General features: G+C 64.2%; 8 protein-coding genes and 1 pseudogene. 4 read left to right on the top strand and 5 right to left on the bottom strand.

Annotation, left to right across the window (positions count from 1 at the left end):
* Positions 1-224: 224 nt before the first annotated feature.
* Positions 225-1,538 carry an MFS transporter gene (locus AWB68_RS01615; protein WP_087642617.1) on the bottom strand — a complete coding sequence of 438 codons (1,314 nt, stop codon included), beginning with the start codon at positions 1,536-1,538 and terminating at the stop codon, positions 225-227.
* Between the two features lie 512 nt (positions 1,539-2,050).
* Here AWB68_RS01615 and AWB68_RS50745 point away from each other — a divergent pair.
* From AWB68_RS50745 to AWB68_RS01600, 3 genes are all read left to right on the top strand, one after another.
* Positions 2,051-2,173, top strand: coding sequence for a hypothetical protein (locus tag AWB68_RS50745; protein WP_268810908.1), 123 nt, complete (start codon positions 2,051-2,053; stop codon positions 2,171-2,173).
* Between the two features lie 58 nt (positions 2,174-2,231).
* Positions 2,232-2,429, top strand: coding sequence for a DUF2970 domain-containing protein (locus AWB68_RS01605; protein ID WP_160109943.1), 198 nt, complete (start codon positions 2,232-2,234; stop codon positions 2,427-2,429).
* A gap of 117 nt (positions 2,430-2,546) precedes the next feature.
* Positions 2,547-3,002: a RidA family protein gene (locus AWB68_RS01600; protein WP_087642667.1), complete on the top strand. Its 456-nt coding sequence runs from the start codon at positions 2,547-2,549 to the stop codon at positions 3,000-3,002.
* Between the two features lie 12 nt (positions 3,003-3,014).
* Here AWB68_RS01600 and AWB68_RS01595 read toward each other — a convergent pair whose 3' ends face one another.
* Positions 3,015-4,169, bottom strand: a complete 1,155-nt coding sequence (locus AWB68_RS01595) for an alpha-hydroxy acid oxidase (protein ID WP_087642615.1) — start codon at positions 4,167-4,169, stop codon at positions 3,015-3,017.
* Between the two features lie 40 nt (positions 4,170-4,209).
* A pseudogene (locus AWB68_RS01590) lies at positions 4,210-4,485 on the bottom strand (L-lactate permease); the annotation flags it as partial.
* A 667-nt stretch (positions 4,486-5,152) separates the two neighbouring features.
* Between AWB68_RS01590 and AWB68_RS01580 the strand changes: the two are divergent.
* On the top strand, positions 5,153-5,641 hold the full coding sequence (locus tag AWB68_RS01580; protein ID WP_087642613.1) for an NUDIX domain-containing protein: 489 nt from the start codon (positions 5,153-5,155) through the stop codon (positions 5,639-5,641).
* An 82-nt stretch (positions 5,642-5,723) separates the two neighbouring features.
* On the opposite strand, the gene AWB68_RS01575 is transcribed toward AWB68_RS01580, so the two are convergent.
* Positions 5,724-7,073, bottom strand: coding sequence for a sigma-54 dependent transcriptional regulator (locus AWB68_RS01575; RefSeq protein ID WP_087642612.1), 1,350 nt, complete (start codon positions 7,071-7,073; stop codon positions 5,724-5,726).
* Complete coding sequence (locus AWB68_RS01570; RefSeq protein WP_087642611.1) at positions 7,063-15,672, bottom strand: GH36-type glycosyl hydrolase domain-containing protein; 8,610 nt, start codon at positions 15,670-15,672, stop codon at positions 7,063-7,065. Before AWB68_RS01570 ends, AWB68_RS01575 begins: the two co-directional genes overlap by 11 nt.
* Between the last annotated feature and the right edge of the window lie 182 nt (positions 15,673-15,854).

The following is a 15,854-nucleotide window of genomic DNA, read 5'->3' as shown; positions in this document are numbered from 1 at the left end:
GCGATCTCCGGAGCGTGCATCCAGTGTCGACGCGCTTGTAGTTATATCACCGGTCACAGTAGAAATATTTTTTATTTTTTATATTCTATGTCTGGCCGGTCTTTGTCAAGCAGCAGTTGGAACGCGCGGGACGTTGGTACATGGGCGAGCGCCGTCCGTAGCCGGCGCGGCACGAGACCCTTCCGGAACCGCTCAGCAAGCGTTAGCGCTACGGAAGCCGATCGTTATCGGTTCACCAGCTTCGCCGGGATGGAAAGAATCAGGAACGCGCTCAGGACCAGCCACGCGGCCAGCATCCAGACGCCATAACGCGCGTCGTGCGTCACATCGTTGAGCCGTCCAGTCAGGAACGGACTCGCGAAGCCCGCCAGACCTCCCACGGAATTGATCAACCCGATACCGGCTGCGCCCGATGCATCTTTCAGGAACGCGGTCGGGAGGCACCAGAAAAGCGGCAGCGTTGTCATCACGCCTGCAGTCGCGAGCGTCAACGCAGCGATTGCGAGCGACGGCTGATTGACCAGCAAGGTACTCAGCACGAAGCCCAGCGTACCGACCAATGCGGGGCCGGCTACGTGCCAGCGCCGCTCTCGCAGGCGGTCGCCGCTCCGGCTGACCAGCACCATCGCGACCACGGCGACCGCGTAAGGAATCGCGCTCAGGTAGCCGATCTCGAAGTTATCGTGAATGCCCATTTTCTGTACCAGCGTGGGCAGCCAGAAGCCAATGCCGTACTGCCCCATCGCATTGCAGAAATTGATCGCCACGCATATCCATACGCGCCGATCGAGCAGCATCTGCGTGAAGGACGCATCGGCCTTCCCCCGGCGTTCGTTTGCGAGTTGCGAGCGGACGTACTGCTTCTCATCCGGGCTCATCCATTTGACGTCGGACAGGCTATTGGGCAAGAAGAAGAACAGCACGAAACCAAGGACGATGGACGGCAAGGATTCGAGCAGAAACAGCCACTGCCATGAGGCCAGGCCACCCGTCCCTTTCATATGCTCCATGATCCATCCCGATACCGGACCGCCGAGCACACCGGCAATAGGTATCCCGATCATGAACAGCGTGATGACTTTGCCGCGCTGTGCCGAAGGAAACCATTGCGTCAGATACAACACCACACCCGGGAAGAAGCCGGCTTCCGCAATGCCGAGCAGGAAACGCATGCCGTAGAACATGGTTGGCGTGCGCACGAAGAGTGTCGCAGCGGATACCAATGCCCACGTAATCATGATTCGCGCCAGCCACCGGCGTGCCCCTACCCGGTACAGGATCATGTTGCTGGGCATCTCGAACGCGAGGTAGCCGATAAAGAACATCCCCGCGCCAAGACCATAGACCGAATCGCTGAAGCCCAGGTCGGCCGCCATCTGCAGCTTCGCGAATCCGACGTTCACCCGATCCAGGTAACACGCGACGTAGCAGATCAAAAGCAACGGCAACAACCGGCGTGCAATGCGTCCATAGACTTGCGCATGTTCGTCGGGAACGGAACCAGGTGACGCAAGTGACACAGGATCGGTGGGCTGCACGAATATCTCCTGAACGCTGTTGGTTTTTTAGGAAGAAGGGTCGCTCTCAGGCTGGATACCGTCTTGAGCCCTGCAGCGGATGCCAGCAAATGATCGCGACTAGTCGGATACTTGAGTAGGCGAGTCACGCAACGAATCGAGCGTACGCAAAGGTGTCGCGGTCTCAAGGAACCGGTCAGACTGCACTGCCTCGTCGCGCCCCATAAATTATATTTTATATAAATATAATGCAAACAGACAATCATTGCCGCGTTGGGGTTTGCCCTGAGCGGGTGCGTCAGGAGATCGGCAGATGGGAAAGGAAAGCGCGTGCGGTCGCGCGGCGAGCGGCCGGGCGCCGACTCCCCGGGACCGCGGCGTCGGGCATGGACGACGAGAAAGTATTCGACAGATTGCCGTGGCGGACACCGTGGGTTACGCGAACCCCGGACAAGTGCGCAAACTGATGCGGCAGGTGCTGCCGCTGACTGGCGATGTGCCCGTCCCCTGCCACTTTCACGTCACGCGTGGACATGAGACTTGCAAACGTCGTCGCCGCACTCGACGCCGGCGTGCGCTACTTCGATTCATCGCTCGGCGGCCTGAGAAACTTTGCGGGCCTGTACTGTGTCTATCGGGAAACGATGCAACTGTGATCCGGTCTTTTCCGTCAATGGCGTAACCTGACGAACATTGATTACGTTCGGAATGAGGTTGATCATTTTTATCGTCGCGTTACTCAGAACAGTATTCTGGCGTTTTCTTGGTGTGCGCAGCAGCGCCGATCATCGCGCTGATCTCGACGACATCAAAGTACCGCTAGTATTGCCTTTGATGGCCTTCGTCGTGGCCGGTATGTTCGCGGTGCTGGTGTATTCGCTTGCCGACATAGCGGTTCACGTTGCGGGTTGATTCCTGTGCCCGCTCATGAACGAGCCCGATGCAACCGATGGCGAACGTTCGAACCCATTGCATCCCGCAAAATTCGTCGAGTCGACCCTCCGTTCCTTACATCACGCTGAGCCGAACATGAACGTATCCGACCGCCTCGCCCAAGCGGGCCTCATATTGCCGCCGCCCATCAACCCGCTCGGCTCCTATCGAACGGTCTCCGTTTCAGGGAGCCAACTCTATGTCTCCGGTCTCGGTCCCTTCGAGGATGGCAAGCCAATCGTCGGAATAGTCGGCAGCGATCTGTCTCTGGAAAGGGCCCAGCACGCGGCACGCCTGACGATGCTCATGATCCTCGCCTGCGTCGATCAGGCATGCGGACTCGACAACGTCGAAAGATGCAGCCGGCTGACCGTCTACGTGCGTGCGGAACAGTCATTCACCCAGCATCCGCAAGTGGCCAATGGCGCCAGCGACCTCTTGCTGACGCTGTTTGGGCAGGACAAGCTTCCGGCTCGAAGCGCGCTGGGCGTGTACACGTTGCCGATGGGCATCCCGGTCGAGATCGACAGCATCTTCGAGTTGAAGCGGTGAAGATGAGCCAATTCACGCGGACGGAATGGTGCCCGGCAGCAGGATCGAGCGGTCGACCGTGCGGATGTCCCGGTGCCCGCAGAAGGCCATCGTGATGTCCAGTTCTTTGTGGATGATCTCCAGCGTTTTCGTGACCCCGGCCTCGCCCATGGCGCCCAGCCCGTAGAGAAAGGCGCGGCCGATCATGGTGCCCCTGGCGCCGAGCGCGATGGCCTTGAGCACGTCCTGCCCCGAGCGGATGCCGCTGTCCAGCCACACCTCGATCTCGGAGCCGACGGCCTCGACGATGCGCGGCAGCGTCTCGATGGTCGACGGCGCGCCGTCGAGCTGGCGGCCGCCGTGGTTGCTGACGATCAGCGCATCGGCGCCGCTGGCGGCCGCCAGGCGCGCATCTTCGGCGTCCATGACACCCTTGAGGATCAGCTTGCCGCCCCACAGCTTCTTGATCCACTCCACGTCGGCCCAGCTCAGCGCCGGGTCGAACTGCTCGGCCGTCCACGAACTCAGCGACGACAGGTCGCCCACGTTCTTGGCATGGCCCACGATGTTGCCGAAAGTATGGCGCTTCGTGCCCAGCATCCCCAGGCACCAGCGCGGCTTGGTCGCCAGATTGATCAGGTTGGCGATGGTGGGCTTGGGCGGCGCCGACAGGCCGTTCTTCAGATCCTTGTGGCGCTGGCCCAGCACCTGCAGATCGAGCGTGAGGATCAGCGCCGAGCACTTCGCAGCCTTGGCGCGCTCGATCAGGCGTTCGACGAAATCCCTGTCGCGCATCACGTAGAGCTGGAACCAGAAGGGTGCCTGGGTGTGCGCCGCCACGTCCTCGATCGAGCAGATGCTCATGGTCGAGAGTGAGAACGGAATGCCGAATTTCTCGGCTGCGCGCGCCGCCAGAATCTCCCCGTCGGCATGCTGCATGCCGGTGAAGCCGGTCGGCGCGATGGCCACCGGCATGGCAACGTCCTGCCCGATCATGGTGGTGCGCGTCGTGCGGCCTTCCATGTTCACGGCCACGCGCTGGCGCAGCTTGATCTTCTGGAAGTCGCTCTCGTTGGCGCGGTAGGTGCTCTCGGTCCAGGAGCCTGAATCGGCGTAGTCGTAGAACATGCGCGGCACGCGACGCTCGGCCAGAACCCGCAGGTCTTCGACGGTGGTAATGATGGTCATTGGAAAATCTCGTTCAGGGTTATTGCTTCAAACGCCGCGCTCAGTGCACGACCATCAGGGTGAAGGGCCAGACGTAGGCTTGCATCGTGACGAAGAGCCCCACCAGGCAGGCGAGCGCAATGGAGTGAAAGAATACATAGCGCAGGATATCGCCTTCGTGGTTGACCCAGCGGGTAGCGGCGGAAGCCACCACGATCGACTGCGCGTCGATCATCGTGCCCATCACACCGCCCGAGCTGTTGGCTGCGCCCATCAGGTTGACGCCCAGACCCAACTGGCCAGCCGCCGCCTTCTGCATGCCGCCGAACAGCACGTTCCGATGTCCGCAGTGGGACCGTCAACGAGCATTCAATTTACTCGATAGCGACCATTCCAGATCGACAAATTCAATCTGGGCTGAACGGCGGCCATGGGTCCTGGCACTGGCGCTCGTTGGCTCGGCGCCGCAGGCGCAGAGCACCGGCTTCGCAGGAACGCGATTCCCGCACCATCCAGGGCAATCGCCTCGGGATCGTTCGTCGGCGGCGCGGTCGTCGATCCCTCCGGCATTCCGGCAGACTTCCTGCTGGGTGGCGCACTCGCTCTGCCAGGATTTGCCGCGCTCGCAAGCATCGTTGCTCCGGCCGGACGGTTCACCACGTTGGCCGTGCCCTGCAAAACAGCATCGGATTGCCGATTGAACGTTCGCGGCTGTGTGATTCGCGCACAGTCTTGGGGTAGATAGGCGAATCAGACAGTTAGTTGCGCACGATCGAGGATGCCACGACAGAGCGCAAAGAATTTTCCCCTCCGCTTTCAACCGTGCATTTCGAAAGCCCGATTCGTTGTTGCTGCTTCCGGCATTCGCATGCTCGGGCGAGTTTCGAAACAGAGACGCCCGGTTCACATGCGGCCGCTGGCTAAACTACGGTTTCCCGGCGGTGGTGTGACAGACGCTGAATGACCTTGAGACCCGAAACATGAAAGGAAAGGAGAGAACTTCAATGCCGAGCCTCGAGCAAGCGCGACCAGCCCGGCTTGTCGACTCCGTCTGGCGCATGGTGCTTCGCCTCGGATTCCCGTTCGTTCGCGTCTGGTGGCACCTTCGACGGCCTCGCCATGAAGGCGCGCTAGTAGCGATCTACGTCGGGCGGGCACTGTTGCTTGTGAAGTCTTCGTACCGGGCCGAGTGGAACTTTCCCGGCGGGAGTCTCCGACCCGGTGAGACCCCTGATGCAGCGGCGCGGCGCGAAATGGAGGAGGAGATCGGTCTGTCGTCGGACACATTACTCCCCGCGGGCAGCGCCAGCGGCATTTGGGACGGACGAAGAGACCGGGTGCATTTCTTTGAACTGCACCTCGATTGCATACCCGCGCTGCGGCTCGATAATCGAGAGATTGTCGCCGCGCATCTGGCATCGCCGGAAGAATTGCACAGCATCGCGCTGACAAAGGCGGTCGTTGCGTATCTCGGCAAAGATCACGGCGGTTAGTTGGCCGTTATCCTTTCGGGACATCTCGACGGGTCCGGGTGACGGGAAAGACGGTCACCACCCGTACGATTTCGTCTCCAAGTCAAGAATCCGCCGGCGTTCGCATCCCATAGGCCGTGAGCAGCCGGTATAGCGTCACTCGAGAGATGCCAAGCTCGGCGGCAGTCTCGCCCAGACGTCCGCGATGGCGAAGCAAGGCGAATTCGATGGCGCGCCGTTCTGCCGCTTCGCGGGCCTGATCCAGCGAAACCGGCACGCCTTCGACATATTCGCCGAGCTCCAGGTCGCGCGCGTGGATCTGACGCCCTTCCGACATGATGATCGCGCGCCGTACGCGGTTCATCAATTCGCGCACGTTGCCAGGCCAGCCGTAGTTGTGCATCGCGGCGAGCGCGTCGGCCGCGAACCCGCGCCGCCGCCGGCTTGCATCCTTCGCAAACCGGTGAAGCATATGTTTCGCCAGCAAGTCGATGTCCTTGCCACGCGCGCGCAGCGGCGGCTCGTCAATCTGCAGGACGCACAAGCGGTGGTAGAGGTCCGCGCGAAAGCGGCCTTCAGTCATCGCGGTCGGCATATGGACGTGAGTCGCCGAAAGAATGCGCACGTCGATCGGCGTCGAGTCATGTCCGCCCAGCCGCTCGATCTTGCTTTCCTGCAGGAATCGCAACAGGCTCGCCTGGCTTTCGATCGGCAGGTCGCCGATCTCATCGAGAAACAGGGTCCCGCCGTTCGCCGCTTCTACCCGGCCAATCTTGCGCTGGTTGGCGCCGGTGAAAGCGCCGCGCTCATAGCCGAACAACTCCGATTGCAAGAGATGCGGCGGAATCGCTCCGCAGTTGATCGCGACAAACGGCTGACCGCGCCGCGTCGAGCGTTCATGGATTGCAACGGCCGTGAGCTCCTTGCCGGTTCCCGATTCGCCGGAGATGAAAACGGGCGCGTCGGTCATGGCGACCTTGCGGATCGAGCGGAACAGAGCAAGCATCGCGTCGCAGGAACCCACCATCTCGCCGTCCGCGGACCCATCATATGAATCAGCCGGCGCGCTATCGTGCAACGCGACCATGCCGTAAGCGTGCCCGACGGCATCGACGATACGATCGTTCGAAGCCGGAAGGGTTACGTAGTCGAAACAATAATCGCGAATCAGCGCGGACAACGACGCGTCTTCCAGTTGATGACCCGCGGCGGCCGCGACCCAGGCAACGTCCATCCGCGCGAGGGAAGCCGTCAACGCGACGAGTTCACGCGCCTCGAAACAGCTCGCCAGGTCGAGCAAGCCTGCCGTCGGCAAAGCGGAACGCAGCCTCTGGCTTGCCTCATGGGCGCTCGATGCGACTGCAATCGTCCATCCCCGCGCTTCGAATCGCTCGCAAAGGGAGTCGTTTGCCTTGCGTGTCACATACAGCAGTTGACGGCCATCACCGGGCATATGCGCATCCCTCTTCACCGGAGTCGACGGGCTCGTGCACTGCGACGCGAAGCGAAATCAGGAGACGGTGCGACCCCGCGTCGAGTGGCACGCGCACGGGACCATCGCCGCAATCGACGCTGACGCCATCGAGCAGCGCATGGGTCATCCGGCGCCCGGCCTCGACTTCCACGTGGATTTCATAGCACGTCGATTGCATATTGACCGTCGCTCGAAACCCCGGCCATGCATCCGGAATACACGGGTCGATCACCAGAAAGTCTCCCTCGCGACGAATCCCCAGAATGCCTTCGACACCGGCACGGTACATCCACCCCGCCGATCCCGTGTACCAGGTCCAGCCGCCGCGCCCGACATGCGGCGCCACGGAATAGACATCGGCGGCAACCACGTAAGGCTCGACCTTGTAGCGATCGACTTCCATCGGCGTGCGCGCATGGTTCACGGGATTGAGAAGCGAGAACAGCGCGGCGGCCTTGTCACCGCACCCGAGCTTCGCGAACGCGAGGATCGCCCACATCGCCGCGTGGCTATACTGCCCGCCGTTCTCGCGCAGCCCAGGCGGATAGCCCTTGATATAGCCGGGATCGTGCGATGTCTTGTCAAACGGTGGCGTGAACAGCAACGCAAGCCCGTCGTCGCGGCGGATGAGGTGCTTCTCCAGCGACGCCATCGCCAGCGCGGCACGCGCCGGATCGGCTGCACCTGACAGCACGGCCCACGACTGCGCGATCGAATCGATGCAGCACTCGTCGCTTTGCTTCGAACCGAGCCACCTGCCGTCGTCAAACGTCGCGCGACGATACCACTCGCCGTCCCACGCAGCGCGCTCCAGCGCCTCGCGCACCGACTCCGCATGAGCGCGCCAGCGGGCCGCGCGCTGACGGTCACGCACTTGCGCGAGCGGCGCAAACAAGTCGATCGTCCGCAGGAGCAGCCAGCCTAGCCAGACGCTCTCCCCTCGCCCGCCCGCGCCGACGCGGTTCATCCCGTCGTTCCAGTCGCCGGTGCCCATCAGCGGCAAGCCATGTTCGCCGGTCAGTTCGATGCATTGATCGAGTCCGCGAGCGCAATGCTCGAACAGAGACGCCGATTCGTCCGCGATCATCGGCTGGAAGAAAGCGTCGTGCTCGCCGGGCGACAGCGGAGGTCCATCGAGGAAAGGGACGATCTCGTCGAGAATCGCGGCGTCGCCCGTGCAGCCGATGTAGGTCGCACTCGCATAGGCGAGCCACACGCGGTCGTCGGAAATCCGGGTGCGCACGCCCTGCCCCGAATGCGGCAGCCACCAGTGCTGCACGTCTCCTTCGACAAACTGCCTCGACGCGGCGCGCAGCAAATGCCGCCGCGTTTCGCCGGGCTGCGCGTGGGTCAGCGCCATGCCGTCCTGCAACTGGTCGCGAAACCCGTACGCGCCGCTCGCCTGATAAAACGCGGAGCGCGCCCAGATACGGCACGCGAGCGTCTGATACAGCAGCCAGCCGTTCAACATCAGGTCCATCGCGCGGTCGGGTGTCTTGACCTGAACGGTGCCAAGCACCGTCTGCCAGTAACGCGTCACCTCGGCGAGAACAGCGTCGAGATCGGCCTTGCGATAGCGTTCGATCAGTTCCCGCGCCTCTTCCACCGAAGCGCATTGCCCGACGAAGCACACCACTTCGGCAATCTCGTCGACGCCCAGTTCGATGACGCCCTGCAGTGCCGCACACGGATCGAGGCCGGCGCCCGTCGCGCCGGACAACGGCGTCTTGCCGGTCAGTGCGGCCGGCGCCGCAGGACCGCCGTGACGGCCAAGGAATTCGGTGCGGTCCGCGGTCCACGCAGTCTGCTGGCCGCGGAGGTCGGCGAACGTCACGCGCCCGGCCATGGCGACGCTCCATGGGTTGCGCGCCAGCATCGCGCCCGTGACCCGGTCGATCTCCGTCGTGATGAACGGTCCCGACGCGCCGCGCGAGGTGCCGAGCACCCATTCCATCCACGCCGTGACCGACAGCCGGCGCGGCACACCCGACAGGTTGCGCAACGTGAGCCGGGAGATCTTCACGGAATCGGCGAGCGGCACGAATTGCAGCAAGTCGAGCGCGATGCCGTTCGCCTCGTGTTCGAAGCGGCTGTAGCCGTAGCCGTGACGCGCGATGTACGTGCCGTCGTCGCGGATCGGCTGCGCGGTGGCGCACCACAACGCGCCGCTCATTTCGTCGCGGACGTAGAAGGCTTCGCCGGCGGGGTCTTCGACCGGATCGTTCGACCATGGCGTGATCTGGTTCTCGCGACTGTTTTCAGCCCACGTGTAGCCGCTGCCTTCCGCCGAGACCTGGAAGCCGAAGCCGGGATTGGCGATCACGTTGATCCACGGCGCGGGCGTCGTCGCGCCGGGCGAAAGGACCGTGACATATTCGCGGCCGTTCTTGTCGAAGCCGCCGAGGCCATTGAAGAACTCGAGCCTGACCGGAGCCGTCGAGGGCGCACCCGGCGCATAGGCCGGCGCGGTCGGAGGCGACAGCATCGCCGGCTTCGGCCTGAGCCACGCTGTGCGCCTGACCTGCGCTTGCGGCAAGCGCGCGAGCTGCTCGGCAATCGAACCACGGCGCGCAACGAGTTCGACGCGAGCCACGGATCGAAGCAGCGCCCGCGCCTCCACGCTCATCAAATCCGCGCGGAGCGTATAGACGGCACCTTGCGCGAGTTCTTCGCCGAAGCGCGGTCGCGACTGACTGCTGCGCACGGCTGCTTCGATCGCGGCCTGCAACTCCTGTAGATACGACGAGGTTCGCTCGTTGACGATCACCAGATCGACGCCAAGACGCTTCATTCGCCAGTATTCGTGCGCTCTCAGTAGCTGCAGGACCTGAGCGATATCCTCGATGTGATCGATGCGCAGCAGGAAGATCGGCAGGTCGCCGGAAATGGCGTGCTGCCACAGGCCGGATTGCATCCCCGCCCCGCGAACGATCGCGTCCGACGATGCCCTGAAACGCGGATCGGAGTAAATGAGGGGTGCCGCGAGGCGCTGAAAGTCCGCGGCCTCCTCGGCCTCGATGCCGAGATGGCGCAACTGGACCTGGGCCTGCGTCCATGCGAGCGTCTTGGCACGATCGAAGGCGTTGCGGTCATGGTGGTTGTCGATGAGATCCATGAGCTCCGCTCGCGAGGTCGCGACCACGGTCCAGAATGTTACGCGCGCCACTTTGCCCGGCGGCACCAGCACGCGATACCGGAGCGCAAAAACAGGGTCGAGCACGGTGCCCACGGTGTTTGTCAGCGGTTCATCGCCGACGATCACTTCCGCCGTGCGTGCATTGCGCGCCCGGCCCAGAAAGCGGGCACGATCCGACTCGTACTGAGGCTCGGCGGCGATGTCCCCTTCGACCACCGCGAAATGCGCGGCCCACACCTGTGGCTCATCGTGTGAACGCAAGCGGCGCGTTGCGACCAGCGCGCCGAATTCAGCAAGATGCTCGGTCTGGACGAACATCCGCGAGAACGCGGGATGTGCGTTGTCGGCGGCGGGCGTCGCAAGGACGATTTCGGCGTACGACGTCAGTTCTATTTCGCGCGTGCGGCGTCCACTGTTCGCAAGCGACACGCGGCGCACTTCGCCGTCGGCTTCCCCGGAAACCAGCACATCCATCGTGGTTGTCAGCGACCCGTCGCGGCGGATGAATTGCGCGTGGTCCTCGCCGAACACGACTTCTTCGTGATCCGCCTCGCGGCCTGCCGGCTGAGCGCCCGCCGACCACAAATGGCCGCTCTGCCTGTCGCGCAGGTAGATGAACGAGCCCCAGTCGTCGCGAGTCGGGTCTTCGCGCCAGCGCGTCACGGCGATGTCGCGCCAGCGGCTGTAGCCGGCGCCGGTCGCGGTCAGCATCACCGCGTAGCGCCCGTTCGACAACAGATGCGTGACCGGTGAACCACCCGCCGTTGCGGGCGCGTCGATGCGGCGGACTGTCGGCGTCACCGCGCCGGCCACGGCGGCGGCCGTATTCACTTCTTCGGCGCGCGGGTGAGCCACGGCGACGTCGCGCGGCATGCGTTCCTGCAACAGCAACTCGCTCGCCTGGATCATCGGTTCGCGGTGAAAACGTGCCCGCATCTGCGCGTCGAGCAACGTGTTCGCGATCGAGACGATCGTCATCCCCTGGTGATGCGCCATGAAATTGCGGACGATCGCAACGTCCTCGTCGTCGGGCAGACGCGAGCGGGTGAAGTCGAGCGCTTCGTAGAACCCATAGCGGCCAAGCGCACCCATCGCGGCAAGTTGCGCATAGTTCTCTCGCGCTGCCTGCGGATCGACCATCGCGGCCAGTCCCGTCGCATATGGCGCGATCACGCGATCCTCCGATAGACCGCGCTTGAGGCCGAGTCCCGGCACGCCGAAATTCGAGTACTGGTAGGTGAATTCGATATCGCGGGCGTTATACGCCGACTCCGAAATGCCCCACGGAATGCCAAGCGACTTTCCATACGCCGCCTGCCGTTCCACCACCAGACGGCTCGTCTGTTCGAGCAGGCTGCCGACCGGCGCGCGCATGACGAGCGACGGCATCAGGTATTCGAACATCGATCCCGACCAGGAAATCAGCGCCGAGCCGTCGCCGGCCGGTGTCGCGGAACGGCCGAGGCGGAACCAGTGGCGCGTCGTCACGTCGCCTTTCGCGATCGCGAAAAGGCTCGCAAGCCGTGCTTCCGACGCCAGCAAGTCGTAGCAGTTCGGGTCGAGGGTGTTGTCGGCCAGCGAATAGCCGATCGACAACAGCTTGCGTTCCGGATCGAGCAGGAACGCGAAGTCCATGCCGAGCGCCATTGAGCGCGACCGCTCCGCGAGCGACTTCAGGCGATCCTGCAGAAGATGGGGCGCATCGGCGAGTTGCTGGCGGTCGCGGCCATGTTCGACCACGCTCCTGCTCAATGCATCGATCCAGAACATCAGGTCGGTGGACGTGTCGTCGCCGCTTGCGGGCACGATGTCGCGCGTCGTCCTGGCGGCCTTTTCCGTCAGGCGCGCCAACGATGGCGACACCGCTTCGAGCGTCTGCGGCCCGTGCAGTTGCGCGTCGATCTCGTCGAAGATCGCGGCAAGCTGCGCGCCGCGCTCGCCGCCCGCGGCGGGCAGCGCGCCGACGGCCTCACGCGCGAGTTGCAGGTCGTCCATCATCCCGAGCCGGGCAGCGGGTGCGAGCGATGCGTGCAGCCACTCGTCGCATGCGTTGGCGAGAACGATCAGATGACCCGCCAGATTGCCGCTATCGACCGAGGACACATAGGCCGGCGCCAGCGCCTGCAGATCCAGCGTCCCATACCAGTTGTAGAAATGTCCATTGAAACGCGGGAGCTTCTGCATCGAAGCGAACGCGGCTTCGATGCGCTCGACCGTCTCCGTCGTGCCGGCCCAGCCGAAATCGCGCGAGGCAATCGCCGACAGGAAATAAAGGCCGAGATTGGTCGGCGAGGTACGATGCGCGACCACCGGTTTTGGGTCTTCCTGGAAGTTGTCGGGCGGCAGCATGTTCTCCGCTGGCGTGACGAAGGTCTCGAAGAAACGCCACGTGCGCCGCGCGATCAGACGCAGGTCGCGCGCGTCCGGGTCCGACATCGCGAGACGCCGTGCGACGGCGGGCGATCGGCTCGAATACAGCGCCAGCGCCGGAGCCGCGAGCCACAACAACGCGAATGGCACGACGAGCGGCCAGTGCCGCGGCGCGAACGCGATCGCGCCAGCAGCGAGCGCAAGCCCAAGCGCCGTGCCTCCCGCCATGCGGCGGTAAAAGCCCCGCAAGTCGAGGCGTGGACTGCCTTGCGACTGGGCGGCGGTGGTCCATTCGAGCAGACGCCGGCGGGTTACGTAAAGCCGCGTCAGCGTCCGCACGATCGCGTCGCCCATGCGCCACGCCTGGTCGGTCAGGAATGCGGCCGACAACACGGTTTGCAACCCGGCAACGCGCAGGTCGGCGGCGAGCTTGCCCAGATGATTGCGCAACTGGATGCCGGCGTGTCGCGGCAGGATCGCGAACACCGTCGGCAGGAAGGCGGGTATTGCGAGCGCAGCCAGCACGAACGCCGCGCCCGCGATACCGGCGCGCAACGGCATCAGCCAGCACAAAGCGAGCGCCGCAACCATGCACGGCGCCAGCATCGAACGGCGAAGGTTGTCGAGCATCTTGAAGCGGCCGAGCGACGGCATCGCGAGACGGTCGTGTCCCCGATGGCCGACTATCCAGGGCAGCAACTGCCAGTCGCCGCGCGTCCAGCGATGCTGCCGCTTGCCCACGACGTCGTAGCGTGACGGCATCTCCTCGACCACTTCGACATCCGACGCCAGCCCCGCCCGCGCAAACACCCCTTCGAACAGATCGTGACTAAGCAGCGCGTTGTCCGGCACGCGTCCCTGCAAGGCCGCTTCGAATGCATCGACGTCGTAGATGCCCTTGCCGGTGTACGAGCCTTCGCCGAAGAGGTCCTGATAGACGTCCGACACGGCCGCTGCATACGGGTCCATCCCGCCGGGGCCGGAGAAGACGCGTTGATGCAGCGAGCCTTCCTGCCCGACCGGCAGCGAAGGCGTGACGCGCGGTTGAAGGATCGCGTACCCGTCGACCACGCGTTGTTCGACGCCGCTGAATCTCGGCCGGTTCAGCGGATGCGCCATCTTGCCAATGAGTCGCACGGCGGCATCGCGTGGCAGGCGCGTATCGGCATCGAGCGTAATGACGTAGCGCACATCGGATGGCACCTGCGGGGCACTCCCGCCGATCGACGTGAAGGTCGTATCGGTCGCGCCGCGCAGCAGCCGGTTGAGTTCGTGCAGCTTGCCGCGCTTGCGCTCCCAGCCCATCCATGTGTTCTCGCTCGCATTGAACACGCGGCGACGGTGCAGCAGCAGGAAACGGCTGCCGCCCGGGCCTGGCTCGTAACGGCGGTTCAACGCGTCGATCGCGTCGGCGGCGACGGCGAGCAGATGCGCATCGCCCGCCACGACTTCCTGATCCGCATCGAGCCCGTCCACGAGCAGCGCGAACGAGAGGTCGCCGCCCGCGCCCGCTAGATGATGCACCTCGAGGCGTTCGATCTGCTCGCGCAGATCGGCTTCGCCGGTCAGGAGCGTCGGCACCGCGACGAGCGTGCGCAACGACGCGGGGACGCCCGCCGTCAGTTCCAGACCCGGCAAGGTGATCGCGCCGAAACTCCACGTGATCGTCCGGTTGATGAGGGCGGTCGCGATCTCGGTGGCGGGCAGCAATGCGCATACGGCAAACAGCACGAACAGAGGCGCATCGAGACCGTGCGGGGCAAGTGACCACAGCGCCCACGACGCCAGCCCCAACAACGCGCTGGCGAGCACGAGGATCGCCCCGACATAACCGTTGATACCGAGGCGCACACTGAATCGCGTAAACCGCAGCCGCGGCGGCGCATGAAATCCAATGGTCTGTTCGAGCGCGCGGCGGCCTTCCGCGATCAGGTGGTAACCCGGGTCGCCGGCTCGCTCCGCGTGCGCGGGATCGCCTGCTTGCGCCGTCGCCGCTTGCGCCGAGCGAAGCGCCAGATCCGCGATGTCGAGTTCGGTGAACGCCGAGCCGCGCGCAAGCTGCTCGACCGCGCTGCGGTACAGGTTGCGCGTAGCGAAATCCATCGCGGCGAACGCGCTTTCTGCGCGCAGTCGCGCGTCGACGAGACTGACGCTTTCGACCAGTTCCGCCCAGTCGATGTCGGAAATCAGCCGCATGCTGGTGATCACGTTGCGCACGGTGACGTTCGATGCGCCCTGCCGCTGCTGCGCGTGCTGGACGACTGCGTCGATCGACACGCCCTGCAGTTTCAGCCGCTCTTCCAGCCAGCCGAGGGCCGGCGTGGTGCGCGGGTCCTGATCGCGCAGACGCTTCGCGAGTTGCGCGGCAAAGAGCTCCGACAAAAGGTCCGACGAACGCGTGACGATATCGGCTTCGAGCGCCGAGCGCGCGCTGCCCGAGACAAGCAGGCGCTCGGTCAGCGCATCGGCGTCCGCGCGCGCGGCGCGACCCGCCGTGATCTGGTCGGTGAGACGTCTCAGGTTCTCGATCAGCACGATGCGCAGCGTGATCGCGACCGCCCACAACTCGCCGATGGTCAGCGGCTGAACGCGCTGATAGGCGTCGATGAAGCGCCGCAGCGTCTCTGGGTCGAAGTGGCTGTCCGTGTGCGCCACGAACGCCCAGGCGACACCGAACACCCGCGGGTAGCCGGCGAACGGGCCTTCCGCGAGCTTCGGCAACTGACGGTAGTAGCCAGGTGGCAAGTCCTCCCGGATTTCGCGGATCTGCTCCTCGACGAGGTGGTAGTTGTCGAGCAGCCATTCGGCGGCGGGCACTACGCCTCCGCCGCGCTCCAGTTCTTCGGCGCTCGCGCGATAGGCTTGCAGCAGGACCGCCGCGTTGTCGTTCAATCTGGTGTGCAGTGACAAAACGACCGGCGGCGCCTTCGTCACCGGCTGCGCGGCGGCGAGGCTCTGAGCGTGCTGTTCCAGCCGTTCGATACCGAACAGCTCTTCACGAACCGGCGCGGTATCGGCCCATAGGGACGGCCTCCGGCGACGCGAGGCGACATAGCGAAAGACTGCGTTCATAGGCGCGTTTCCAGTGCCGAGTCAATTGGCGGCGCGTGCGCCGGATGCAGTGGGTGCGTCGCCGTGCGGCTCGTCGAACTGGACGTGACCACGTATTCCTTCAGGACGACACGGGTTGTGCGGGTGCGTGCGTCCGCTAGAGGACGTTCCGCGTACGCGCGCCATCTGGCGGATGCGCTCGG

Source organism: Caballeronia choica (assembly GCF_001544535.1).
Lineage (GTDB): Bacteria > Pseudomonadota > Gammaproteobacteria > Burkholderiales > Burkholderiaceae > Caballeronia > Caballeronia choica.
The sequence above is the reverse complement of the archived record's forward strand: the minus strand, read 5'-3'. Positions and strand labels throughout refer to the sequence as shown.

Bases quoted from the DNA above. Each gene is read 5' to 3' on its own strand.
- AWB68_RS50745 (WP_268810908.1), top strand. From the start codon at position 2,051: ATGAGACTTGCAAACGTCGTCGCCGCACTCGACGCCGGCGTGCGCTAC.
- AWB68_RS01595 (WP_087642615.1), bottom strand. From the start codon at position 4,169: ATGACCATCATTACCACCGTCGAAGACCTGCGGGTTCTGGCCGAGCGT.
- AWB68_RS01570 (WP_087642611.1), bottom strand. From the start codon at position 15,672: ATGAACGCAGTCTTTCGCTATGTCGCCTCGCGTCGCCGGAGGCCGTCC.
- AWB68_RS01575 (WP_087642612.1), bottom strand. From the start codon at position 7,073: ATGCCCGGTGATGGCCGTCAACTGCTGTATGTGACACGCAAGGCAAAC.
- AWB68_RS01580 (WP_087642613.1), top strand. From the start codon at position 5,153: ATGCCGAGCCTCGAGCAAGCGCGACCAGCCCGGCTTGTCGACTCCGTC.
- AWB68_RS01600 (WP_087642667.1), top strand. From the start codon at position 2,547: ATGAACGTATCCGACCGCCTCGCCCAAGCGGGCCTCATATTGCCGCCG.